The sequence below is a fragment of the Legionella sp. PATHC032 genome, from assembly GCF_026191185.1.
GTDB lineage: Bacteria > Pseudomonadota > Gammaproteobacteria > Legionellales > Legionellaceae > Legionella.
This window is the reverse complement of the sequence record NZ_JAPHOV010000001.1, coordinates 2,783,431-2,807,272: the sequence shown is the minus strand read 5'-3', so window position 1 is coordinate 2,807,272 and position 23,842 is coordinate 2,783,431. Positions and strand designations below refer to the sequence as shown.

Sequence of the window (23,842 nt, the reverse complement as noted above, 5' to 3'; positions counted from 1 at the left end):
AGGAATTAATCAATTTTGGGAAATTTTAAAGTGAAATGAGCAAATTCATTTTTTTTCCCTTTACAGGAAATATCACCACCTGCTGCTTGCATCAGAAGCTTGCAATAGGCCAAGCCTAAACCGGTTCCTTCTTTTCTGCCAGAATAGAAGAAATCAAAAATTTTTTCATATTCTTTATGATTTAAGCCTTTCGCTGTATCTTTTATATGGAGGTAATTAAAGTTTTCTTTCTCCCATCCTTGTTCTAGCCAAATAGTGATTTCGCCTTTATTGGTTTCCTCAATATATTCCAGACTATTTTTTAGCAAATTCCACATCATATTTTTAAAACCCACTTCATCAATCCATATGGAAAAATCATTTTTATCATTTAAATGAATCAATGATTTTTGATTTTCTTTGAAAGGGTATTCCTCTAAAGACGCTTTGAGCAATTTTTTGATGGAGTAAATAGAAAATGTGCTCGTATCTAATTTATCTCGTTGAATATTATTTAATTGCATGCGAATTAATTGATTACTCATTTCTATTCCACGAGTAATTTTGCTTAAATTTTCCTTCAGATCCTTTTGAACTTCTGGATTATTTAATCTTTCGACAATCAATTCCTGTAATTCAGCCTGTAAATAAATACTGGCAAGTGGCGTTCTTAAATCATGAGCGATACTTCCAGCCAGCATACGCATACCTGATAAACGTCCTGCATAGGTGATTTCTCTATCGCGGGCAAACAATGCTCCAATGATGATTGCTGCAATAAACGTAACAATTAAACTAAAAAGAGATATAGTTCCCGGGATATAGACAAACAGATTATTTGATAAAATATAAAAATGAAAAAAAGCAAGCCCAACACCTGATACAAGTAATATAAGAGCTCCCAATACACTGGAAACTAATAAAAGAAAAAAGATAGCTGATACGCAATTCATTAGCCAAAGGGTCGAACCATTATTTATGAGGGTCAAATAAGCAAAAAAATAAGGCAAACAAAAGAGCAGAACTATATACCAAAAAACAGGTAGAAATTTTAATAATGGTCTTGGCCAAAATTGATTAAATGCCAAACAGGCGCAGAGGAGAGCCGCGGTGATACGTAAAATAAACTCTTCTGTCAGTTGAAAATGTTCCAGTTTCCAGAAAACTCCGAAAAGAGGGTAATTAATCATCATGACGATGCCAAATAAAGTGATTTGATGACTTGCGTCTTCAGTTTCTTTTAATAAGTATTGGTAAATTGCAGTAAATATATTTTTTAACCTTTGCATGATTCCTTAATTATCTGAGTAAAAAATTTTGGTATTGTTTGGGTATTAATCTTATTAGTCCTGAACCTTGAACAGTAAGTATAGGATTAGAAATGCTTGTAAATCATGAGTATTTCAATGATGAACCCTGAATGATACTACCAATTAGAGTTATGATTTCTACGATTTCCTGGACATAAGTTAATGTATATTGCTCCCAATTAAAACAAATACCAAGGATACCATAATCTCTGTTTTTTAATACTAATATTGCTTTTCCATAAGTAAAAACTCATATTATTGAGCTTTAATTTAATATGAATTTTTCTATCCAAAATACAGAAGTCTGAAAGATAATATTGGTCAGTTTTAGCGTTATAGCACAATGCCATAAAGAGAATATCAGCTGATTTTTCTCGGACTCTGTTATAAGATAGTTGGTCGAATTATGTTGTCCTCATCGCCCTTATCAGCTATCATCATGCTGTCTTTAAATCTATTTTCAAAGATCTTTACCGCACTTGCTTCCTTGGCATTTCGCACCGGATAGGGTAATGCTTCTGAGGCTAAATCAAGGCATCGAGCTTTAATTTCTGATATGGAATGCAAACCAAATGCATTACTGGTCGCTAATCCCTTATTAAAGTAGGCATTGTAAATTTCTCGTTCAGAATCTGTCTCTAATAATTGCGCCAAATGAAGTTGTTCCCAGCATTCTCTATAACATTCAATGCTTTCTGCCTTAAGATTCAGGCGTTGATAAAAGCCGGCAAGATAAAAATACGCATTAGCAAGTAACAAACACCCTGGTGTTTTGTGTTCTTGTATTGGAGTACTTTGGCTAGTTACGCAATTGTATAAAAGGTCGATATTTTCTCTTTTGGAATCATTTTTACAACCGCTAATTAAAAACGTCAAAATTTCCTGTGCAGCATAAAAGCAATTAAATGTCGAGAAGGACAGTTTAAGATAATCATAATAATTCCTGGTGTCTTCTTTTTGTTTTTCCTTTAATGCCGCTAAATATAAAACATAGCCACAATAGAAATCGGCTCTTGATCGCGCATCCGGGTTTCTAAATTGAAAAGTATGATCTTTCTCTAATCGTAATTTATTAAATTTATTGACCCAGAATGGCTTTAATGGATCGCTATCTAGTAGCGTTTTAACTTTGACGTCACTAGTGGCTTTGAGCATGGCTAAATCAAACGGTTTTAGCCTGGATAGAGTCGCAATCACATTATCTGTGATGCCTTCATCGCAGATTAATTTTTCCAATTCTTTCAGAGTATTAGGCATTGGTTTTCCTTTTGGCATATCAAATTACCAGTATTGATTCTTTAAGTTTATTATTTTCTTGTTTAGTCTCCAAGTCACCACGACGTGAGCCAAAAAAGCCTAACTCAGGGCAAGAGCGTGACAAACTTAGGCGCGGGGTCTTGATATCAGTAAGTCCATCTAAATTATCTATTTGAGCCTGTAATGGATCAATTGTCTCAAATAACTCATCAACCTCTTCTTTAGCAATTAAATGACCGAGTCCTATATTCTCTAATAAATGATCTACAGCATTTTTGAGTGTAAAGCGTTCTTTTAACAACTTTTGCGCTTCTACCACTGTTCGATAATTATCGGAGTTTTCTATATTATCACATGTTAATTGATTTTTTTCTCTTGCAACAATGGAGTCTAAAATATCCTTTGGATCTCTGGATTCTGATTGTCGCTTATAAGCAGAGTCTGGATTTTTGATTAGCCACTTAGGTAGTGGTTCTTCCGCATGCTCTTCTTTAAATTCCTTTTCCTTCTTTAACAGACTGTATTTACCATAACGATATTCTCCAATATCAACGGCATTGCCATATTTGCCGCCCTTAATAAAAATATCGTCTGTAACAGAGCCAAATTTAGTATAAACAATACCAACGTCTAATACGCTGATAATTGCCGAGCCATTGTTTCTCATGCCCATGTCGTCCATTCGACAAACATATTTACAGTTTTGCTTTAAATCCAGCAATTCATGCGGCTCACACCAGGGATATATTTCAATGTAAGGATTGTTAAGAACAGCGACTTCTTCCTTAACTTTTGCATTTAATTCCTTAACTAAATTTTTCCAATAATCTCTGCGCTGGCTATTAGTAAATTTACTATCATAGGGATGTATTTTCTGATATGTTTTGACAGCTGTTTTTCCAAATCTTTCAACAACTATTTGCTTCATTAAACCTTTATCTTGTGGGTCACCTGCCAGTTTTACAACAGGCACTCGTTTTATTTTTTCACGAATAGAAATTGAGTCATCTTTGATCAGTTGAGCCAGCTTTAACGCTTCTTCAAATCCTTTGCCAGGACGAATCGTACCAAAGGATAAGATATTAGGAGCTTTAGCTACCACATCCAAAGGATGATCCGGTTCAGTACTTAATTTTTGTGATGCTACGGTTAATCCAGATTTTCCTTTTAAATCATATTTATCAACCGGATATTTATCTAAGTCAAAATCCTCCCCAACTTCTCTTATTTTTTTTGCAACACCAGTCGGTTCAGTGGTATTGCGCTTATCACAATCACCATAGGTAGCCGCAATGACCGCATTTTCTCTATCTGCGGCATTAAAGAATTGCACGCTGTTTGCCTGGCGCATTAAATCATGAGTATATTGTTGTAAATAACGTCGAGTATAGTTTTGTTTGTACTCATGAATTGTGATATTGACTTTAATACCCGCCTCTTGAAATTTTTTGATGTCTTCGGGAGTAATAAATACTCCACAATCTGGTGGACGAATATGAATATCAAGATGAGTATTCTCATCAATAGGTTTCATTTTGGCAATAATGTTTGCAATCACTTCGGGTTTTATCGGATCACGTCGGTTTGCCTGATAGGCTAAATGAAACCCTTCACTTGCAGAGAGCTTTCTTTTACTATAAAAACCGCCAAGCTTTTCATTTGCAGACAGGTAAGGCTCTTGGTGCTTTGCAATCAAAGTTTGTAATTCTGAAATTAATTTGTTTCTGCATCCCTCTTTATTGGCGATAATATCCTGGGTGTTTTTCAGTTGGTTTTTAACATTTGTATAAGCGTCAATTGCCTTTTCAACATTCTGAATTGATAATGCCTTGATAAAGGTTTGTTGGTCATAAGTGGTGCTAAATCCATCGTTGAAAATAATATTGATAAATTTTAATTTATCATGATGGTCTTTTGTTTCATTTAGCGCTTTAAAGCAATGGGGATACTTGTCTGCTACAGCCAGACAGATGCTGTTGAGTACCTCTAACTCCTTGATAATATTTTCAACAGATTCTTTTAATCCAGCAAAATCATAAAAACTTCTGAAACTTTTATCATGCTCTAAATCATAGGGTAAACTGCTACTGTGGAAGTCATAGCTGTACTCTTTAATTCCAGTCAGTTTATCTGTTAATTTTTCCAGCTCTTTTAAATTTGCAGGGCCTGTAAATTGGCTTTTAAGTGCCTTAAAATTATTGAGCGCTTTTTCATGTCTGCTTAAAAAACTAGGATTAAATAAATGAGCCTCAATATATTCATTTAAAGTACAAAAATCTTGAATATTCTCTTTGTTTTCCTTATATAATCTAACCAGATAAGCTAATTTGGATTTTTGTTTCTTAATTTTACTCAGATCAGCACTATTATCTTTTATAGCTTTTCCAAGATTGGCTTTTTTTGTGTCCAAAAAGTTAATTATTTCATCAACTTTTGACTCATCAAATTGGATAGGTTTTTGAGAGTAAATATCCATTATTGTAAGTGATTGCAGGCTGTTATCATGCTTTACAATAATTTTTGGTGTTCTAGGACTAACCGTTTTGTTATTTACTTCCTGTGCTTTTTCTGGAGATGAAACAGCATCGTTTAATTTATAACCGCTTATGATTGTATTTTCGTTAGCAACTGGCTGTAATATTATCGCGCTTGGTATAGTATCTTCCGGAATGGAAGTGGTTCCTGTTGGAAATGGGATAGAGTAATCACCTTTATCTTTTTTTAACCATTGACAGGGTATATCTTCGTAATTTTCAGCAAAACCCAATTCCAAAGAGGCCGCGTATTGCCCATCACCAGTTTTTGCCTCTTCATCAAAAGGTGCTGTTAATAAGTATATTTTAGTCATAAATTACCATAGTAAAACTTTTGTCATGACGAATATTCTACATTAAGAGTATTAAATGAACATTAAGAGATGGGATCACAGAATATAATCAGGAATAAAAAAATGATAATACATTGATAAAAGTATGAATTTTTTGGGCTAAATTGCATAAATAAAACTTAAAAAAAGCAATTGTTTACAATTTAGAGCATTAATACGAGGTTATATCCATCAAAAATAATTAATTAGGTGTATGTCCTATAATATGGAAATTACTTTCTGTAAAAAAACTTTCTAGCATCGTGGCTAGGGCTTTGGGAGAAAGTCTATGAAACCAGGCTCGAGAAAACTGGGTTATTGGGAAGAATTATGTCAATGGGGAAATGATCAAGATTATGGGAATGGTTTAATCGCTGCTGTTGCAAAAATCACTGTTTCTGATTTGGATTTGGAGCGTTTAACCAGCGCGCTCAGGTTATTACAAATCCAGCAGCCATTGCTTAGAGCTAAAGTGATGAAAGGTCATAAACAGTGTCAATTTAATATAGAGGAAGGTGATGTTGTCTACTTACCATTTCAAATCATAAAAAGGACTTCAAACTCTGTATGGAAAGAGGTGATTGAATTGGAATTAAATCGACCTCCTCGCAATCAAGATTATCAATGGCGAACAGTTCTTATTTATAACCAACACGGTAATTCTCATGAAATCTTGTTAATTGCAGGGCATAATATTGGAGATGGCGTCTCAGTAGCCTATTTTTTCGATACTCTCTTTAGAATTTACCAGAAAAGTGATTCAAAGCCATCATTCCCTCTCTATCCCCCCGTTGAGGCGCTGGTGCAACACAAAAAAGGGCAGAAATCTTCTGCTCCTCGTGCATTTTTAGCTACTCCAATTTATTACCAAAATTATGTCCCTCCTGGCGAACGAATAACAAAAAATCATTATCACCCTGTTACAGTGCAACAAACCAGAGCGCTTCTGGCTTTCAGTAAAAATCACAGCTTTTCTCTGAATGCACTAATTAATGCACTGTCCTTAATGGCGTTAACAAAAGTGCTTGATCAACCTTTAGATACAACATTGCACACCCCAGTTAATTTAAGGAAGTGGTGTGAACCTGTGATTCCAGAAGATTATTTTGGTTGTTATGTGTCTGTGGTAACTACGTATCATAAACAAGTCAGTATAGAATCAGGTATTGTAGAGCTTGCCAGGGATTATGATCATCAGTTAAAACAAGAGCGATTGCCTGGTGATGCTATATTTCCAGTTCATCACAGTAGGCGAGATATTCTGGATGCCTTGTCATCATGGGAAGGTCATAGGGATCGCTTTTCAATGGGGGTGACCGTAACCAATATTGGTTTGTTACCCTTTAATACTCAATATGGTCATTTGAAATGGGAAAAAAGCTATTTTTGTACATCCCGACAAAATGCAGACATACCTGTTTTACTCAATGTTCTTACTCTTAATGATCAACTCATGCTTTGTTTTACCTTCACAGAACCAATGTGCAGCACTCTGTTTCAGGAGAATTATGTAAAAAATTTTATATCCAATATGGATGCATTAACAGACAATTAGGTCACCGCCTCTTTGCTATCCATATCCGAGTTTCTCGATTCAGTGGTCAATCGGCTGAAATGCCATGAGAAAAAGAGAGCTCCAATTCCCGAACCTATTAGTCCCAGTGGAAGAGCGTCAAGATTCTTTACCAACAAATAGCCGGTTAGAATAGTTAAAAGAGAGGGGCCAATTAAACGTATGGTATTCATAAAAGCCATAACTATTCCTGCATTTTGTTTAAAGTCCGTCAGAGCGATGGATATCGTTGGAGCGGCACTGACACTAATTCCCAAGTTAGCAATTAATGAAAAGGACAATGCCAACAGACTAAATCCAAACAATTTGGAAGTAATCAACATCGCTGTACCACCAAGGATAATGAACCAGTTCCCCAAATAGATGGTGGTCATGATAGGTAATCGGTCACGAAGCCAAATACCCAGATAGTTTCCAAAAATAATATTTAAACCATTCAGGATAAAAATAAGTCCATAGGCAAGAGGAGAGTAATTCAGTACCTCAATAATGAGGTAGGAGGAATTAATTACCGTGAGCATGACAGCAGAAATACCAAACATTAAAATAAATGATGCGCACCATAGAGAGGGTATATTGAGTATGGATTTATACTCCTGGAGTATTTTTTTTACCGAGAATTGCTCTTGGGGAGGTGTCCAGAAAGGGGATTCCAATAAGGAGAGTTTGGTTTGAATCAATAGAATGCAGGCAACAACTGCCATGACTATAAAATTAGCTTGCCAGCCAAAATGATGAAAGATAAGAGCACCAATTACTGGGGCAATAATCGGTGAAACTGAAACAGTCATAGAAATATAGGACAGCACTTTGGCGCGAACAATTGTGTCTTCAAAATCACGTGCTGCGGAATAGGCAATGAGATTTGCACAGCACAAGGCGAATCCTTGTATGGCACGGCCGCAAATAAGCATGGTGACATTCGGTGCGAATGCACACATTAAACTGCCAATTAAGGCTAATAAAAGATTTCCAGGGAGTAGTCGTCGGCGTCCAAAATGGTCTATAAGTGGCCCCCATAGAAGATGAGTCAAGCCATAGACTAACAAATAAATACTTAGGGTTAATTGCCCCATACTTGGGGTGATATTAAAATAATTGGTTATGAAAGGTAGTGATGGTTGATAAAGATCAAATGTAAGTAAAGAAAACGCAGAAAGCAAACCAAGGAATATAATGGAATTATGTGATTTTGGCATATAAGAATCATTCACAAAAAATTATATGATTGTAACCAAATTCAGCTTGCATTTGAAAGGAAATATTAAAGTAAGTTGGCAACTGCCAACTTACTTTACTCTGGAACAGATCGCTTTTCTTCAAAAAAAGTCACCTTACCAGTTTTAATATCATGAATGCCTGCTACAATCCCAATTTGTTTATTCTTAACCAATTCATTTAAAATAGGGCTTTGCTCTAGTATATTTTTTACAACATGCAGGGCATTCGCTTTAGCCATGTCGTCAATTAGTTTGGGATCTGAGCAATTATCAATGCCTGTGTTTTCCATGCTGGGTTTCACGACAGGCTGAATTTTATTGATAACATCAGTCAAGTGTCCCAATTTGACATCTTTGCATGCCCCTGCAACAGCACCACAGGAGGTGTGTGCCAGGACAACTACCAAACGAGCTCCCACTACTTTTGTAGCAAATTCCATACTTCCTAAAATGTCATCGTTGAGAACATTACCCGCAACGCGTAAGGTAAATAAGTCTGCCAAGCCTTGATCAAAAAAGAATTCAGGAACACTGCGCGAGTCCATACAATTCAAGATGACCGCAAAAGGATATTGACCATAAGCTGATTGCTTGGCTTGTTGTAGATAATCTCGTGCTAAAGGTTTATTGCTCAAGAAGCGTTGATTGCCATCTTTTAAACGTTGCAATGCCTGCTTGGGAGTCATTTGTTGTTGTTTAGCCTGGGTCATGGTTTTCCCAAGTATGGGGATTTCTGTTGATGAGGCATAGGCTAGATGGCTTGGGCTCCAAAGGATATTGCATAAGAAAGCAGCTATAAACAGTTTATTTGGCATTGGTTAACTCCTTGTTATTTTATTAATTGTCCTAAATTTTTATTTGCGGTTATTGATTATCTCAAATAAATTCTCAATGAGTGTATGTGGATATTGATCGACAATGAGCGTGTTTCGATCCTTTGAGTGTAAAAACCCTTGATTAACAGCGTAGTCTAAAAATTGCAAAAGGTAATCGTAGTAACCAGATACATTTAGTACGCAGCAGGGTTTTTTATGGTATCCCAATTGTGCCAGGGTAAACATTTCAAAAAACTCATCCAGAGAACCCGACCCGCCTGGCAGCAGAATGAACCCATCAGACAATTTACACATCAATACTTTTCTTTCATACATTGAATTAACAATATGTAATTCTGTTAAGCCATCATGCGCTTTTTCTGTGTCAACCAGAGATTTTGGTATAACACCGATGACATTAGATCCATTTTTTAACATGCGATTCGCTATTATTCCCATCAAACCGCTTTTTGAGCCACCATAAACCAGGGTAATACCACTACTGCTTAGAACATCGGCCAAGTTTTCAGCCGATTGCTTATAGACTTCAGAATAACCTGTGTTAGATCCACAAAAGACAGCGAGTTTGTTAATTTTGTTATTATGGAGCATTTTAAAATTCCAGACGCAATGTTTTATTTATAACATGAAATGACGAAATATAGTTTATTTTTAATGAGTTAATGTTTTCACTATCAAAATTTATAGGATTTAATTTAATTGCCTCAATGCAAGCCATTGTTATTCACCTGCATAAAGACATTGATTTTTAGCATTTTCTTCACAGGCTTGAGTGCAATCACCATAATTTGTTTTTTCGCACTTATTGATGCATTGATTATAAAATTTTTGGGCGCATAGTTCCTGATCAGATTGTTGATCTTGTATGTCTACTTCTGGGATATCTCCTGCTAAAACGGAAGAAAAAAATAATATTGATCCAATAAACACGAGGAATTTGCTCATGATCTCGTTTTCCCTGGTTTATTTAATCCAAAATAGATTAAATATTATACTTTAAATATAATAGGACTTGCGCAAAACTCCAAGGTCAAGGCAAAAAATGTTTTTAATGAGGGAGTTTATATAAACTGAATTACTTTTAATAAAGTTGCTATTCAATCCAGGGATGACTTAGATAATACATTCTAAATTGACCGATAAAAAGTGATATCCTCTTATAATATGCTTAATTCATTAAGCTTCAATTCTTCTTGGCAGGAAGGCTTTGGAATGTTTTTTTTATCGTGAGGTGAAAACCACAGTAATGCGCATTTGTCCTTGTATTTAACGTAGTTTGCTTTATCAATTTTGCTCAGATACTTTTTATTCGCATAGGCATTGTAATTATTTTCGGTAGATGCGGCCTTTTCAAATTTTTTTTGGAAATGGTTTAACTTGTCTGCTAGAAATTGAGCTTCTTTCGAATTATCCCATGGTGATATCAAAGTTTGAGTAATTATATTAGGACAGGTAAAGGTTTCATCAAATGAATCAAAAAGGATGCTCCATAAACTCAATTATTCGTATTGACCATGAATTTGTGAGATTTTTTTAATAAATTCGCAGACGTTATTGGCATGAAGTTTTAATTGTCCAGCTTTTCTTGCTTCTTCCAAAAGAAAAAATTGAATGGAGTGTGCCCATTTGCCATGCTTTGGCCCTGCTCCAATATCGGCAGATAAATAACCCTGTTTTAGAAGGACATTATTGAATAAATCAGCGGTTAATTCACCGCATAAAACTGGAGTGTGATTAGGGTAATGAAAATTGCGACTGGTTTCAAAAGGTATCTGTTCATTTGATTTGGTTCCCTGGTTAAAATGATTTTTACTTCCCCAGTCATCAAAAAATTGCATTAATGTTTTTTTCTCAGGTTGGTTAAATTGATAATATTGCGTTACCAGTTTTTTTAAACCTTGTAAAACCAGCTCTTCACTGCAAAAGAATTGGCATATCGACTTGGCATCTTCTTTCAAGGATTTTTCTAATCCTTCATATCCCAAAGAATCCAGATGTTCTTCATAATTATTGGTATCTGTTTCTCCATTGCGAATAAGTTCTATTGTCATAGTAATGCCTCCAGCTGCTGTATGAAATATTACCAAAATACCGATTTGAGAGTTGCACAGGGTTGGGTTTATTTTTTTTTGAACTAAGGGATTATTAATTAATCATAAACAGATGAAAAAAGAAAGGATTGCTTTGTAATTTTCACTATCATCTCAATCATAAAGAGATATTTTGTAGCGATTAAATTGCGGTCTGTCTATTTCGTGATAAAATAAAAGTTCAACATTAGGGGTGCCAATTGATCAGTTGGCTGAGAGGATCGCCCAACCCTTTGAACCTGATCTCATTAGTCTGAGCGGAGGAAAATGTGTCAATTGTTATTTTTTCTGGAATAGTTGCTTTTATTACCTCGTTTATTGGACTTTTACCGCAAATCGTTAAATCCTTAAAAACCAAATCAACACAAGACCTTTCCATGATGATGTTAGTGAATTATCTCATTTGTTCTCTGGCCTGGATTATTTATGGAAGCAACACAAACTCATTTTTTGTAACGAGTTCCAATATAGTGGGTTTGATAGTGAGCCTTCTACTGATTTTATTAAAAAGACGTTATGATGCTCGATGTTATTAATTTTAAAAACTATCGTTCTATTTTATGTCTTAATGGTGATTTGCCAGATCCCCACTTTTTTCATAATAAAAAGCTGCCGGTCATTGCTGCTGATGGTGCCGCTAATGAGTTATGTAATCTTGGTGTCTTTCCTGATTTAATTACTGGAGATTTGGACTCTATTCAGCCTGCTTTGTTGGAAAACCATTCTTTTCTTCATATACCAGATCAAGGGAGTACGGATTATCAAAAGGCCATGCACTATTTAAAAACTCATGATCTATTGCCGGCTATCGTTGTGGGGATAAATGGAGGATACCTGGATCATATTCTGAATAACATCAACATTTTTATGGAAACAAACTGTCTTTTGTACTCGCCTCCTATCAAAGGTTTTGTCGTTAATGAAAATTTAAAGATTAATTTCATATTACCTGTCCAGACTAAAATCTCCTTGATAGGGATTCCGGAAGCGGTTCTTTCTTCTGATGGTCTGAAATGGGAGTTAAAGCGCTCGCCTCTTTCTTTTCCCGGAAAAAATTCCTGTTTCAATCGAACTCAAACATCTGAAATTAGCCTGGAAGTCCATCAAGGTGCTGCGCTGGTTTTAATTTATGAAGAAGTCATTGAGGATGCTGGAGTTTCACCTTTATAAGGATTTACGAATCCTCCCAATCTCTTTGTTAAAAAATATTTTTAATTCAGTCATTTAGTTTATATTAGCGCCCTTATTAAAAACATTTTTACCTCCAACTTGGTTTTTTGGAAAGTTCCGTTTACCTTGCATAAGCAGTCTCTTTCATCGCCGCAATCGCTCTCAGGCGTATTACCACGTTTATGCTTATATGCTGAAATCCATTTGTCTCCATGCTTCGTACAGTATGATTGCTACAGCATTTGATAAGTTGAGGCTACGATTATTTTCTCTCATGGGAATCTGTATTGTTGAATATTGGTTCAGTATTTGTTCAGGTAAACCACAAGATTCGGGGCCAAATAATAACATGTCATCAGCTTTATACTCGATGTCACTATACTTCACTTTTCCTTTTGCGCTACAGCAAAATAATCGTCGTTGAGAATGAGACTGCAGGAAGGTTTGCCAATTCTCATAATGCAATATGGAAGCCCATTGATGATAATCAAGACCGGCCCGTCGCATTTGTTTATTTTCCAAAGTAAAGCCTAATGGATGGATCAAATGTAATTGAGCTCCACTATTGGCGCAGAGTCGAATAATATTGCCTGTGTTCGGTGGAATTTCTGGTTGATAAAGTGCAATATGGATCATGTGATTTTCCAGTAGAATTCTGGCTTCCATTTTAATTGATTTATTCAAAGCCAGGAATAGAGTGGCAGGATGCAATTTTAGTACATACTTTAAAAATCAAGTAGGGAATTGATATTTCTAATTTTTTACTCAACAGGCTGTCTGAATCCAACATAGCTACTACAATATTAGTATGCCAGATGAAAATTTTTGCTGTCTGTTGGGTATGATCATTGTTAAATAGTTGTTGATTATTGAAAATTCAAATTAAACTGGGCCGGGAAGTTAAGGATTCATCATGGATAAGAATCATAATACAAAAAAAATCTTGTTTAAAAATCGTTTTGTTTTATTAGGGTTTGGATGCGTTGGTCAGGCATTAATGCCTTTAATCTTTGAGAAGTTTGATCTCAAACCATCACAAGTGACAATCATTGCCGATGAAGGGGTAAGAGTCGAGGTTGCTCAAAAATACGGGGTTTCATTCAAGTTACAACAGATTACTCCCCAAAATTATCTTGAAGTGATTGGTAATATTTTGGGAGAAAACGATTTTTTAATTGATGTGTCAATCGGCATATCAAGTCTTGCTTTGATCACACTATGTAATCAAAAAGGGGCATTGTATATCAATGCAGCAACTGAGCCATGGAAAGAAGAATTTGTCATGGAGAAGCTGGCCCTTAATCGCCGAACCAATTATTCTTTGCGAGAAGAAGTACTTCGCTTAAAGGGTAACACTCGAAAAACAGCTTTAATTACTCACGGAGCCAATCCAGGGCTCGTTTCCCATTTTATTAAAGAGGCCTTGTTGAATATTGCAAAGGATAATGGTCTTATCATTAACAGGCCTCAAAAAGCAGCAGAATGGGCTAATCTAGCCATGATTTTGGGAATTAAAGTAATTCACGTTGCAGAACAAGACTCTCAAGTGACCTATCCTCCAAAATTACCAGGTGAATTTGTTAATACCTGGTCTGCTAACGGCCTGATTTTGGAGGGGCTGCAACCCGCTGAAATCGGGTGGGGTACTCATGAGGCTCATTGGCCTCATGATGCTTATTCTCATAGTAATGGACCTCAATGCGCGATCTATCTGTCTCGTCCTAGTGCCAGTGTCATGGTTCGTTCATGGACGCCAACATTAGGTGCCTTCCACGGGTTTTTGATTACTCATGCAGAAACTATTTCACTTACCAATTTTTTAACATTAAAAAATGGATCTGAATTATTGTATAGGCCAACAGTGCACTATGCCTATAATCCTTGTCCAGATGCCAGACTCTCCATTTTCGAATTAAAAAGCAATGAATGGAAACCACAAAACAAGAACCGCTTGATTTTAAACGAGATCATTGATGGATGTGATGAGTTGGGTGTGTTGTTGATGGGTAATAAAAAAGGGGCATATTGGTATGGTTCAACCCTTTCTATCCAGGAAGCAAGGCAAATTGCTCCCTATAATAATGCAACCAGTTTACAAGTTGTTGCCAGTATGATTTCAGGGATAATCTGGGCAATAGAGCATCCTGATGAGGGTATTGTAGAACCAGAGGAAGTTGATCACCAATATATTATTGATATTGCCAAACCGTATCTTGGAAAAGTCGGTGGTTATTACACGGATTGGACCCCCTTAAAAAATAGAGGGGAACTCTATCCCGAAGAAGTGGACTTATCTGACTCCTGGCAATTTTTCAATATAAGGGTTAATTAAAAGCAGATAACATACTGTGATAATTAGTATTAATCAATGAACTATAAATTATCATACCAGTCCAATCAACTGGACTGGTGATTCAGTTGCATTGATTATTTTCCATGGTAAAGCAAGAGTCCAGGCGCCAATAGGTGGCAGGGAATTCGCATTGGCAACGTTTTCAATAATGTATTTACCTGCTTGTAATAACAGTTGATGCACAGGATAACCTGAGTCTGCAGTATCGGGAGAAAGTGTGTCTATCCCAATGCCGGCAATATTCCTTTCAAGCAATAGTTGGGCTGCCTCAACACTAATACTCGGAAAAATCAACTTATTGCGATATTTGTCAGGATTGGTCCAATATTTGTCCCATCCAGTATAAAAAAGCACAAACATATTTTTTTTTAACCCCCCGTATCTTGCTTCGAAATCCAGAATATCCTGTGTGCTAATCTGATAATGTTCATCCGCTTGATGGCTGACATCAATCAGCACACTTCGTGTGAACAGATAATTACGGTATAGATCGAGATCAGTAATAGAGGCGGCTCCTGGAATACAATGAGCCGGAGCATCCATATGGGTTCCAATCCCTAAGGGTGAGTGTATTTGTTGAACTCTGAATTTGATTTCCGTTGTACATTCCTCATAATCAATAAAATTATTGTGAGTAAATCCACAACCCAAATTCCAGCCAGGTGAAGCAGGTGAAACAGGATGCATTAATTCGATTATTTGAAAAGGAAATTTCATAGTAATTTGAGAGTTCGAGAGATTGTTTCAATTAAATTATCATAAAAAGAATGAGGATCAATGAAACTAATTTTTTAATTTGAGTTTTGCAAAGGTGTGTAAGTTCATCTTTTTATTATAATCATGATCATTTAAGCTAATAATGAACAATTTTATTCAAATTTTACAATATTAGAGCTTTGATTCAATGTTCAGCATTTGATACAGCTTGTGGCATAAAAGAAAGATGAGATATGCTACTCGATTAATTAACTAACTCAAGAATGTCGTTTGAATATGAGTATCATTAAGACCATAAAGAGCATCATATATAACCCTAATGCCTACATTGCTGTGGTTATTGGGGCACTATTTGGAGGGGTAAGTGGTGGTGCTGCCGGGCTATTTTCCGGTGGATTCATTGGTCGCTCGTTCAAAATATGTATGGAATGTCCTAATCAGTTATTTGGTTTTAATATAGGTATTTTTGATCTCAATATGGTAGCGGGCGCAATTATTGGAGTGGTTATAGGGGCCGCTTTGGGTGGGGCGATTACTGGTTTGATTACCACTTTTCATGTTTACAGAAAGCCTCATTTACCTAAAACAGTTTCTCGCGATAACATACACGAGGTATTAATGGGCGTATTATGGATTAGTATTGAAATATCCATTGGAATTATTTTAGGTGCTGTCATAGGGAGTTTAAAATCACCGGGTATTGGGTCAGCAATAGGCGCTCTCATAGGTATACTTCTTATGTTATTAACTACCATTTGGGAAAATAAGGCTAAAAAATAAGAACGGGGCTGACTCCATCGCTTTGGAGCCTGACCCTGACTGAATTAATTATTTTGCTTTTTCAATTTTAATTGTTTTTACATTTTCCTTAGCTTCAGTTTTTTTAGGTATTGTGATCCATAACATACCTTTTTTAAAAGAGGCTGTTGCTTTATCCACATCCGCAGATAGAGGTAAGGAAATGGTGCGTTCATATCGCCCGTAGCTGATTTCACGACTGATATAATTTTTATTTTCATCTTTTTTAGAAGTTGTTTTTTCTCCTTCAATGGTTAATCTGTTTTCACAAAAAGATACTTTAATGTCTTCTTCACCCAGACCAGGCATTTCTACTTCTATTTTGAAATTATCTTTATCTTCAACGATATCCAAAGACGGACTAAGAGAAATATGCTCGAATTGCTCAAGATTGGCACTTCTTTGAGGGTCAAATAAATTATAAAAGTCACTCATAGCATGATTGACCTCTTGCTGAAGTCTTAAAAATGGACTCATCAGAAGATCAGTTGTTTTACCTGGTTGATGTTTTCTTAAGCTGCCCATGATGTCACCTCCTTATTCCATAAATTGATGTATCAGTTAGTTGTTAACCCCCTAAAGTAATATTCACCAGCTTATCAATGTAAATATAGTATCTGAGTAAATAATTTTCAATTATTGTAAAATAATTTCATAGTGATTTAATTTGGTTTATTTTGTCTTTGTTTGATATGTGTAAATATTGCTTAAACCAATTTTGAGCGAGGCGAGCTACTTCATTCAAAGCGCCAGGCTCTTCAAATAAATGAGTTGCACCAGGGACTATTTCTAACCGTTTATCGCAGTTAAGTTTTGTCAGTGCTTGTCGGTTTAATTCAATCACTACCTCATCATATCCGCCTACAATCAACAGGGTAGGAGCAACAACAGATGATAAATACGTTCTTGCCAAATCAGGACGCCCGCCTCTGGATACGATTGCTTTGACTTTATCTGGTATTTGAGCTGCTGCAACCAAAGCAGCCCCTCCTCCTGTGCTTGCGCCAAAATAACCAATTGGCAAGCGGAAGGATTGAAGCTCATTAAGACACCAGTGAGTTGTTTCTACGAGACGCGATGCAAGCAGGGGGATATTAAAGCGATATTCACGAGTGTAATTATCGATGTTTTCTTCATCTGGGCTTAATAAATCAAACAGTAAGGTAGCCAGACAGGCTTGATTCAAAGATTGCGCAACAAATTGGTTGCGGACACTAAATCGACTGCTTCCACTGCCATGAACAAACAATACTATTCCTTGAGCGTTATCAGGAATATAGAGCAATCCATTAAGAAAATAATGGCCACTTGGAATTTGGACAGGGTGTTCGAGATTGGTCATTAGAGTGTTCATGGTTTAAATATTCCTTACAATCAAGCATTCCCCCAATGATTTTAGTTTGTTGTAATAGCTTTGGATAATTATAGCTCTATTTCATAACAATAACCCCAGCTCCTCTATACCTGCCATGCCTTAAATCATCCAGAGCTTGATTAACTTCAGTAAGTGGATAGGTTTGAACTTTTGTCTTAACTGGAATTTTTGGGGCGAGGGATAGAAACTCTTCCCCATCTTTGCGAGTCAGGTTGGCAATTGAACAAACAGTGCGTTCACCCCACAGTATTTCATAAGGGAAGCTGGGAATATCTGACATATGGATACCACCACAAACAACAGTGCCTCCTTTTACGGTATTGCGAAGAGCCTGAGGTACTAATGCGCCAACGGGTGCAAAAATGATTGCTGCATCGAGAGGATGAGGTGGTGATTGCGTGGAATCCCCCGCCCATGCAGCACCTAATCGGTATGCAAATTTTTGAGATTTCTGATCACCAGGACTTGTAAACGCATAAACTTTTATTCCTTTTTGGCAAGCTACTTGAATCAGTATATGTGCTGCTGATCCAAATCCATATAGACCTAAATGAGCGGCATTACCAGCTTTTAGCAAGGCACGATATCCGATTAAACCGGCACAAAATAATGGTGCTGCCTGATGATCCGGGTACCCATCGGGAATAGGAAAGCAAAAATGGTAATTTGCCACACAGAACTCAGCGAAACCTCCATCTATTTGATATCCGGTAAAGCAGGCTTGATCACATAAATTTTCCCGGCCAGAAGTGCAAAAATTACAGATCCCGCAACTTCCACCTAACCAGGGGACTCCAACTCGTTGTCCAATCGCAAATTGCTTCGCAGCGGCTCCAACCTGTTCAACAGTTCCTACAATTTGGTGGCCTGGAATAAGAGGAATCTTGGGATTTTTCAATTCACCATCGACCACATGCAAGTCAGTTCTACATATCCCACAAGCTGATACTTTAATTAAAAGCTCATTTTCATTTGGATTTGGTTTATTGACTTCCTGATATTGCAACGCACATCCCGGCTTTTCCATAATCATGGCATACATGGGTATTGATCCTGTTTTTATCCTCTATCTTACAATTATAGTAGGGTGGGTTATACTTACTTAATGTATTCAAAAAGTAACAATATTTGACTTGATGATATTGATTCAATAGCTTGCCTGGAGGCCATTATGCGAATTGGAGAGTTCTGTAACAGGGATGTGGTAATGATGAATGGTGATGAGTCTGTAAAACAAGCTGCTGAACTGATGCGTACTCATCATGTTGGCGATATCGTTTTAGTCGAAGAGCTTAAAGGACATCGGGTTCCGATTGGAATTGTTACAGATAGAGATCTGGTTGTAGAAGTCATGGCTTTGGATGTTAATCCTGAAGAATTAGCAGTTCAAGACATAGTTACCCGTTCCGTTTTGGTAGCAAGAGAAGAGGATAACCTCATTGATTCATTAGAACTTATGAAAGAAAAGGGAGTTCGTCGATTACCTGTTGTCGATAATGAGCATGTGCTTGTTGGTATTATTACTATAGATGATATAACGGAATTATTGGCAGAGATGCTGCACAAAGTAGTGGGTGTTGTTAACAGGCAGCAAAAAGTTGAAATACAACAGCGATCTTGATGATTAATTTTGAAAAAACGCTTCTTTTTCCGAATTTACTTTGTGAATTGCAATATTTTTCCAATAGACGACGAATATTATGAATGCTATACGTGCTTTTTTTGCTATTTCAATACCACCATCGGTACAGGACAATATCTCAAGTAATCTGGAGCCATTGAGGCAAATGGCACCAGGTCACTCCATAAGGTGGACAAAGCCAATCCATTTGCATATCACCTTGCAATTTTTGCAGAGACTGGAAACAGAACATATTCAGGTCTTGATTGAAAGAGTAAGTAATGAACTTAATCATATAAAGCAATTTGATTTAGAATTGGGTGTTTTAGAGTGGTTCCCTTCTTCCAAAAATCCAAGACTTATTTCATTGTCTGTAGGTCCACAAGATAGACTAAGGGATTTGTCTCGAATGATTGGTCAGGCGATAGGTGCTTTAAATTATCCTGTAGAAAAGCGTCCTTTCAGAGGGCATTTGACTTTAGGTAGAGTCGTGAATTTCAGCCCAAAATTTCAACAATTGTTGCAAATGAAATTTCCTCTCATTACACCAGTTCCCATTAATAAATTTTATTTAATTGAAAGCAAGCCTGATAAAGAAGGAAGTAATTATTTTCCCTTGGCACAATTTGATTTAACCCGTTAAAAGAGAATGGCTGGTTTGTCAATTGGAACGATTCTTTGCCTCTGCGCCCAATTTATTATGCTCAAGTGTCTTTATTATTTGGCATAGGATGAATTTAAGCCAACCTATGCCAAAAAGAGAAGATTATCCATAAACTAATGTTTCGGAGTGAGTGGAAGAAATCGCTTTTTCCAAAGCGTCCAATTTTTTCCCACTGTTAGTTTGGCTGAAAAAGGTATAATTGCCAGTAGTTGCTTTGTTAATCAAAATAGCGGCGAGATAACCGATTCCAAGCAAGAATACCCCTAAAGTAACATTGGCTAACAGGTACTTCCATTCTTCGCGATGTTGATTTAGCGTTTCCTTCGAGTTTTCAATATGCCGTTTGGCATTTATTTTCAATGAGCTTAAGGCACTTTTTTCATCAGACTCACTATTGTCGAGATAATTTTTTATCTCTAAACGAAGTTTTGTTGCGAGTGTCTTAGCCGCTGTAGATGCTTCTGTTTCCTTTCTTTCTTTTAATTCATTGGCCTTTTTTTCAATTTGTTGTATTTGCCAATAGACAGGAGACATTCTTTCCATTCGTGCCAAGTAAATTCCTTTTTTCTGTTGTAAAGCTTCCTGATAGCGCTTTTCAGCCTCCTTACTCTGGGCAATGACCGACTGTAATTGATTGACATTTAATTGTTGTTGTTTAATTTCTTTTTGTAAACGATCAATTTCCTCTTGCAGATTTTTTTGAGCTAATTGCATTTCCTCATTCTGTTTAAGCGAAGAATCTTTTTTAATGACCTCTTCTCTCAATTTTCTAATGGTTTGTTCTTTTTCACTTGAAGATTGATGCAATTGTTCCAATTGAATATTTAATTCAGTCAATTTTTTCTTCAGATCTTCGACTGTATTTTTGTTATGCAAATTCTCCTTGCCCAAACTATATTTTTGCTTTCCAATTTCTTGATTTTCAGATAGAAGTTCTTGAATTTTAACTTTCAATTCTTCTAATTGTCTTTTTTGTTCCTCTATGTGCTCTTGAAGTACCATAATTTGTTTGGATTGCTGGCTTATCAAAGAGGAGCCTTTTTCTTTCTCCTGAAAGACTTCTTCCAGTTGTTGTAATTGCAATTTTAAATTATTTACTTGCTCCCTAAGAGAAGCTACAGTTCGTTTGGCAGAAGCTTTCTCTTTCTCACTTTGCTCAATTCTTTTTTCTTTTTCGTGTAATTGCCGCTCAAATTCTCTGATTTGTAATTGTTTCCCTTCAAGTTGCTCGCTAAGAGAATGGACTTGTTTTGTCAAGTTAAGTTGATTTTCCTCGGTTTTTCGAGTTAATTCATGCATTTCTTTTCGAAGCAATTCAAGAGCAGAAGCAGCCAATGATTTTTCTTTAGTGATTTTTTCAATGGTTTCTTCCTGGTGTGTGTTGCTTTTCTTTTGTTTTTGTAACTCTTCTTTCAATCCATCTACAAGTAATGTTTGTTCTTGAATTTGTTCTCTTAAAGATTTTAACTGTAATTGTAATGTTTCTTGTTTTTGCAGTTCTAATTTAAGCTGATTAAGCTCTGAGGTCAGAGACTCAATAGTAGATTTATCCAGAGATTTTTCATGCTGACTTTGTTTGATGGTTTTTTTCAGAGAGAGATTTTCCTTTTCTTTCTCTGATAATTGCTCTTCTAACAGTTGTATTTGTAATTGTTTTTCTTCGAGCGTTTTATGAAGAGAATTTTCTTTTTTTGTCAATTCATACAGTTCTTTTCGCAGCGATTCAAGGGAAGAATCAGCCAATGATTTTTCTTTGGTAATTCTTTGAATTGTTTCTTCCTGGTGTAAGTTGTTTTTCTTTTGCAGTTGTAACTCCTCTCCTAATCGCTTGGCGAGAGTCGTTTGTTCTTGTATTTTTTCTTTGAGCTCTTTTAACTGGGACTGTAATTTTTCTTGCTCTTGCAGTTGTAATTTAAGCTGACTAAGTTCTGAATTCAAAGAGCGAATAATGGATTGGGCGGAAGATTTCTCATGTTCGCTTTGCTCAGCCATTTTCTCCAGTATCAGATATTTTTCTTTTGTTTTAATTAAAGTCGTTTCTAATTTCTCAAATTCAATCGTTTGTTTTTTAGTTCTTGATTGAAGAGAAATGACTATCTTTTGCAGCTCATCAATTTGCCCAGCAGTTTTTTTAGCAGAAATCTGTAATAATTGACGCCATTCACGGATTTTAGCGATTTTACCGGCGGGATCGTCGGTGCGGCCTTTAAATACGCCACTTTCAAAAGCAGAGTTAATACGTTTCCAAAACTTTTTATTACTGAGAATTCTTTCAATTAAAGGCGACGGATGGGAGCCATTCAACTCCTCCAGACAAATCGTTGCAAGTTGAAATCCGTTCATTTTAGCTAATGCTTTTTCATCAATGGGATAAAAAAACTCACTTTCCTTATTAGGCAAGGGCTCTACAAAAGAAGTTGCTTTTAATGATTCCTTTACATCAGCTTCCGCAAGTTGAAAAGCAATGAATTGTTCTTTCAATGCTTTTAAATTCTCTGTAACTGCCTCATCTACTCCGAATGCTTGAGCCTGTTTGATTATTTTTAGCGTATTAATAATTCCGTTACCTAAAGTCAGTAAGGTTTGGATTTTAACCCAGGCAGAGTCTTTATGTTCCTTGCAATAGAGTTGACATGGTCCTTCAAAAGCAGCAAAACGAGATAAGTTTAAAGTATTAGGTTCGACTAAAAATAGGCGGCGCAATACAACACTTTCCTTGTAGTAAGGAACAAAGGCATGTCCGTGGATCGCTTCACCACCACTATTATCGTAGGGGGTAAATAGATTATGGGTGCTGTCTATTCTTTCTCTTGCCCAGACATTATTGGCTTCACACGTGAGGGCTAGTTCATCAACGTAAAGATTAAATTGTTTGACTAATTCCAGTAAGTTAATTGGAGTACTATCAAACGAAAATTTTTCAATGTCTGAAGTTTTTAAGATGTCTGTCCATTGATTTATGGTTTCTGAAAAAGAGGTTGTAGAGGTCATAAGAAGCGTCAAGGGTTTTAATTCCATAATACTCTGATACAGCGCTTCAGGATTGCTCAACGGGGACATATCTTTAAGAACAGCAATTTTTCCTAAACGATTTTCTAATAATGTGGCCATGGCAATGGCAAAATCTTTGCAATTACCCTCTGGGCCAAATGTCGCCTCTTTAAATGAATCCATACACATGTATGCGGCAAGTTGGATTTTGGTTTTTTCTTCTATCAGATCAGCTGGAATATTTTTGAGTGCGCTGGTTATTATTTCAATAAGCAATTTAGGATTGAGTTTGGATTGCAATTGTCGGGCTTTTTCAGCCATCGCAGGGAAGAGTCCATTGATCTTCTTATAGTTGAGGAAATAATCTTTGGTTAGCGATTTATAATTAAACCAGCCTCTGTTTTCATAAGCATAAAGGAGATTGTCATTATTGTTAGGATGAGCGAAATAACGGAATGCGTCTCCCCAATCTATTCGGCCAAATTGTTTGCTTTTTTCTTTTTCCTCTCCGTTGAGTACAACGATGTTGCCACTATGTACACTATGGGCTCCCAACAATAAAGAAAACATAAGGGCCATAGAAAGGCCAAAATATTTATTTTGTTTCGTAATACCAGCGTAATAACCTGGCCCAAAGAAGGTTTCCTTTATTGTATTACGATCTTTGCCATCACCAGAGCTCGTTCCAATGACTTTATGTAATTCATCAAATGAAACTAGTGGTTGGATCAGGCCATAGGACTTGTCTTCAAATTGAATGACATCCGCGCAAATCAATGATGGAAAATAGCTTTCATCAATCAATCCTCGCTTCATGAATTCTTTTAATAACAAGCCGGCAAATAATTCCGTGAATAGCTCACGAGGGTCGCTTGGTTTTTTTATAAAAAATTTCCCGCCATCATTGTCTTTGTAAAAACCATCGACGTCGCTTTTATTTTTACCCCCCGTTTTTTCTTTAAATCGAACTATTTCTTTACCTTGATAAATTAACATGATCACCCTGACCTAAAACAACACTT

At 36.3% G+C, this 23,842-nt stretch carries 20 protein-coding genes, 1 pseudogene and 1 riboswitch; of the genes and pseudogenes, 7 read left to right on the top strand and 14 right to left on the bottom strand.

Annotated features, from left to right (window positions below; genetic code table 11):
- Nucleotides 1-5 precede the first annotated feature (5 nt).
- From OQJ02_RS12520 to ceg32, 3 genes are all read right to left on the bottom strand, one after another.
- A complete protein-coding gene (locus OQJ02_RS12520; RefSeq protein WP_265719342.1) occupies nucleotides 6-1,268 on the bottom strand; it encodes a sensor histidine kinase in 1,263 nt (420 codons plus the stop codon).
- Nucleotides 1,269-1,673: 405 nt separating this feature from the next.
- Nucleotides 1,674-2,564, bottom strand: coding sequence for a Dot/Icm T4SS effector metaeffector MesI (gene mesI / locus OQJ02_RS12515; RefSeq protein WP_265719341.1), 891 nt, complete (start codon nucleotides 2,562-2,564; stop codon nucleotides 1,674-1,676).
- A gap of 1 nt (nucleotide 2,565) precedes the next feature.
- On the bottom strand, nucleotides 2,566-5,394 hold the full coding sequence (gene ceg32, locus OQJ02_RS12510; protein ID WP_265719340.1) for a Dot/Icm T4SS effector Ceg32/SidI: 2,829 nt from the start codon (nucleotides 5,392-5,394) through the stop codon (nucleotides 2,566-2,568).
- 307 nt (nucleotides 5,395-5,701) lie between these two features.
- Here ceg32 and OQJ02_RS12505 point away from each other — a divergent pair, with 307 nt between their 5' ends.
- On the top strand, nucleotides 5,702-6,967 hold the full coding sequence (locus OQJ02_RS12505) for a phthiocerol/phthiodiolone dimycocerosyl transferase family protein (RefSeq protein WP_265719339.1): 1,266 nt from the start codon (nucleotides 5,702-5,704) through the stop codon (nucleotides 6,965-6,967).
- On the opposite strand, the gene OQJ02_RS12500 is transcribed toward OQJ02_RS12505, so the two are convergent.
- The 5 genes and pseudogenes from OQJ02_RS12500 to OQJ02_RS12480 all read right to left on the bottom strand — a co-directional run bounded on the left by OQJ02_RS12500 (nucleotide 6,964) and on the right by OQJ02_RS12480 (nucleotide 11,128).
- Entirely contained in the window at nucleotides 6,964-8,184 is a 1,221-nt protein-coding gene (locus tag OQJ02_RS12500; RefSeq protein ID WP_265719338.1) for a multidrug effflux MFS transporter, read from the bottom strand. The genes OQJ02_RS12505 and OQJ02_RS12500 overlap by 4 nt on opposite strands.
- A 95-nt stretch (nucleotides 8,185-8,279) precedes the next feature.
- The gene (locus OQJ02_RS12495) at nucleotides 8,280-9,020 is read right to left on the bottom strand and encodes a carbonic anhydrase (RefSeq protein WP_265719337.1); all 741 of its coding nucleotides are present in this window, start codon (nucleotides 9,018-9,020) and stop codon (nucleotides 8,280-8,282) included.
- 39 nt (nucleotides 9,021-9,059) lie between these two features.
- Nucleotides 9,060-9,632, bottom strand: a complete 573-nt coding sequence (locus tag OQJ02_RS12490; protein WP_265719336.1) for a TIGR00730 family Rossman fold protein — start codon at nucleotides 9,630-9,632, stop codon at nucleotides 9,060-9,062.
- Nucleotides 9,633-9,761: 129 nt separating this feature from the next.
- On the bottom strand, nucleotides 9,762-9,986 hold the full coding sequence (locus OQJ02_RS12485) for a hypothetical protein (protein WP_011947421.1): 225 nt from the start codon (nucleotides 9,984-9,986) through the stop codon (nucleotides 9,762-9,764).
- Nucleotides 9,987-10,198: 212 nt separating this feature from the next.
- A pseudogene (locus tag OQJ02_RS12480) lies at nucleotides 10,199-11,128 on the bottom strand (LirA/MavJ family T4SS effector).
- Between the two features lie 182 nt (nucleotides 11,129-11,310).
- Nucleotides 11,311-11,414, top strand: a riboswitch (TPP riboswitch).
- On the opposite strand from OQJ02_RS12480, the gene OQJ02_RS12475 reads away from it, so the two are divergent.
- On the top strand, nucleotides 11,401-11,667 hold the full coding sequence (locus OQJ02_RS12475; RefSeq protein WP_265719335.1) for a SemiSWEET family sugar transporter: 267 nt from the start codon (nucleotides 11,401-11,403) through the stop codon (nucleotides 11,665-11,667). It overlaps the preceding riboswitch by 14 nt.
- Complete coding sequence (locus OQJ02_RS12470; protein WP_265719836.1) at nucleotides 11,651-12,301, top strand: thiamine diphosphokinase; 651 nt, start codon at nucleotides 11,651-11,653, stop codon at nucleotides 12,299-12,301. Before OQJ02_RS12475 ends, OQJ02_RS12470 begins: the two co-directional genes overlap by 17 nt.
- A gap of 186 nt (nucleotides 12,302-12,487) precedes the next feature.
- Here OQJ02_RS12470 and OQJ02_RS12465 read toward each other — a convergent pair whose 3' ends face one another.
- Nucleotides 12,488-12,937 carry a tRNA (cytidine(34)-2'-O)-methyltransferase gene (locus OQJ02_RS12465; protein WP_265719334.1) on the bottom strand — a complete coding sequence of 150 codons (450 nt, stop codon included), beginning with the start codon at nucleotides 12,935-12,937 and terminating at the stop codon, nucleotides 12,488-12,490.
- Between the two features lie 277 nt (nucleotides 12,938-13,214).
- On the opposite strand from OQJ02_RS12465, the gene OQJ02_RS12460 reads away from it, so the two are divergent.
- The gene (locus OQJ02_RS12460) at nucleotides 13,215-14,633 is read left to right on the top strand and encodes a homospermidine synthase (RefSeq protein WP_265719333.1); all 1,419 of its coding nucleotides are present in this window, start codon (nucleotides 13,215-13,217) and stop codon (nucleotides 14,631-14,633) included.
- 51 nt (nucleotides 14,634-14,684) lie between these two features.
- On the opposite strand, the gene OQJ02_RS12455 is transcribed toward OQJ02_RS12460, so the two are convergent.
- Nucleotides 14,685-15,371: a cyclase family protein gene (locus OQJ02_RS12455; RefSeq protein ID WP_265719332.1), complete on the bottom strand. Its 687-nt coding sequence runs from the start codon at nucleotides 15,369-15,371 to the stop codon at nucleotides 14,685-14,687.
- Nucleotides 15,372-15,647: 276 nt separating this feature from the next.
- Here OQJ02_RS12455 and OQJ02_RS12450 point away from each other — a divergent pair, with 276 nt between their 5' ends.
- A complete protein-coding gene (locus OQJ02_RS12450; RefSeq protein ID WP_265719331.1) occupies nucleotides 15,648-16,151 on the top strand; it encodes a hypothetical protein in 504 nt (167 codons plus the stop codon).
- Between the two features lie 48 nt (nucleotides 16,152-16,199).
- Here OQJ02_RS12450 and OQJ02_RS12445 read toward each other — a convergent pair whose 3' ends face one another.
- The 3 genes from OQJ02_RS12445 to OQJ02_RS12435 form a co-directional block, all read right to left on the bottom strand.
- A complete protein-coding gene (locus OQJ02_RS12445; RefSeq protein WP_265719330.1) occupies nucleotides 16,200-16,694 on the bottom strand; it encodes an Hsp20/alpha crystallin family protein in 495 nt (164 codons plus the stop codon).
- A 127-nt stretch (nucleotides 16,695-16,821) separates the two neighbouring features.
- Nucleotides 16,822-17,523, bottom strand: a complete 702-nt coding sequence (locus OQJ02_RS12440) for a dienelactone hydrolase family protein (RefSeq protein WP_265719329.1) — start codon at nucleotides 17,521-17,523, stop codon at nucleotides 16,822-16,824.
- Nucleotides 17,524-17,599: 76 nt separating this feature from the next.
- The gene (locus OQJ02_RS12435; RefSeq protein WP_265719328.1) at nucleotides 17,600-18,586 is read right to left on the bottom strand and encodes a zinc-dependent alcohol dehydrogenase family protein; all 987 of its coding nucleotides are present in this window, start codon (nucleotides 18,584-18,586) and stop codon (nucleotides 17,600-17,602) included.
- A gap of 129 nt (nucleotides 18,587-18,715) precedes the next feature.
- Between OQJ02_RS12435 and OQJ02_RS12430 the strand changes: the two genes are divergently transcribed.
- Both OQJ02_RS12430 and thpR read left to right on the top strand, forming a co-directional pair.
- The gene (locus OQJ02_RS12430; RefSeq protein WP_265719327.1) at nucleotides 18,716-19,165 is read left to right on the top strand and encodes a CBS domain-containing protein; all 450 of its coding nucleotides are present in this window, start codon (nucleotides 18,716-18,718) and stop codon (nucleotides 19,163-19,165) included.
- 79 nt (nucleotides 19,166-19,244) lie between these two features.
- Nucleotides 19,245-19,808, top strand: coding sequence for an RNA 2',3'-cyclic phosphodiesterase (thpR, locus tag OQJ02_RS12425; protein ID WP_265719326.1), 564 nt, complete (start codon nucleotides 19,245-19,247; stop codon nucleotides 19,806-19,808).
- Between the two features lie 123 nt (nucleotides 19,809-19,931).
- On the opposite strand, the gene OQJ02_RS12420 is transcribed toward thpR, so the two are convergent.
- Nucleotides 19,932-23,816, bottom strand: a complete 3,885-nt coding sequence (locus OQJ02_RS12420) for a LepB GTPase-activating domain-containing protein (protein WP_265719325.1) — start codon at nucleotides 23,814-23,816, stop codon at nucleotides 19,932-19,934.
- Nucleotides 23,817-23,842: the final 26 nt, after the last annotated feature.